This window comes from Brevundimonas sp. UBA5936, assembly GCA_002430835.1.
Classification (GTDB): domain Bacteria; phylum Pseudomonadota; class Alphaproteobacteria; order Caulobacterales; family Caulobacteraceae; genus Brevundimonas.
The window spans coordinates 53,526-54,455 of record DJDA01000020.1 but is presented as its reverse complement, the minus strand read 5'-3'; the positions used below and the strand labels follow the sequence as shown (position 1 = coordinate 54,455).

The 930-nt window shown below is 68.7% G+C and carries 1 protein-coding gene and 1 pseudogene; both read right to left on the bottom strand.

Annotated features, from left to right (window positions below):
- A pseudogene (locus B2Y21_RS01800) lies at positions 1–129 on the bottom strand (biotin--[acetyl-CoA-carboxylase] ligase); the annotation flags it as partial.
- 6 nt (positions 130–135) lie between these two features.
- A partial coding sequence (locus B2Y21_RS01795) for an NADH-quinone oxidoreductase subunit N (RefSeq protein WP_292056372.1) occupies positions 136–930 on the bottom strand: 795 nt, incomplete at its 5' end.

The following is a 930-nucleotide window of genomic DNA, read 5'->3' as shown; positions in this document are numbered from 1 at the left end:
ACGGCCCCGCCCGGCGGATTGACGCCGGGCCGCGATCCACAGCGGCCCGGCCTCGCCCGCCTCGGCGCGGCGACGCGCCTCGGCGTTGGTGGAGTCGGTCTCTTCGAGGATCAGGACCGGAGCCGCCAAGGGCCCTTACCCGATCCCGACGCCCGCGGCCGCCGCGCGCGTCAGCGGCTCCAGCCAGGTCAAGGCGATCAGCAGCACGGGGAAGCTGAAGGCCGCAGCCGCCCAGCCGATCCACTGTGCGCCGGCCGGCGCCTTGTCCGTCGTCACGTCGAACTCAGGCGTGTCGAACCAGATCACCTTGATGATGCGCAGGTAGTAGAAGGCCGCGACGACCGAGGCCACCAGACCCGCAGCGCCCGCCATCCAGTAGCCCGCGTCGGCGGCGGCGCCGAAGACGTAGAACTTGCCCCAGAAGCCCGACATCGGCGGAATGCCGACAGCCGACAGCGACAGGATCGTCAGGGCGACGGCCGTCACCGGGCGGTCCTTCTTCAGACCGGCCAGATCGGCGATCTTGCGGATCGGACGACCATTGCGGCTCAACGACAGCAGGATGGCGAAGAAGCCGATCTGATCCACGACATACAGGGTCATGAACATCAGGGTCGCCTGGACGCCGACCTGGGTGCCCGCCGCCACGCCCAGCAGGGCGTAGCCGATGTTGATGATGGACGAATAGGCCAGCAGGCGCTGGATGTCCTTCTGCATCAGGCCGCCGAAGGCGCCGACCGCGAAGCTGATCAGCGAGATCAGGATCAGCACCTGGGCCCACTGGGCATGAGCCAGGCCGAAGCCTTCGACCAGCACGCGGATGATCAGCACCATGGCCGCCACCTTGGGCGCGGTCGAGAACAGGGCCACGACCGGGGTCGGGGCGCCTTCATAGACGTCCGGCGTCCACATGTGGAACGGCGCAGCCGA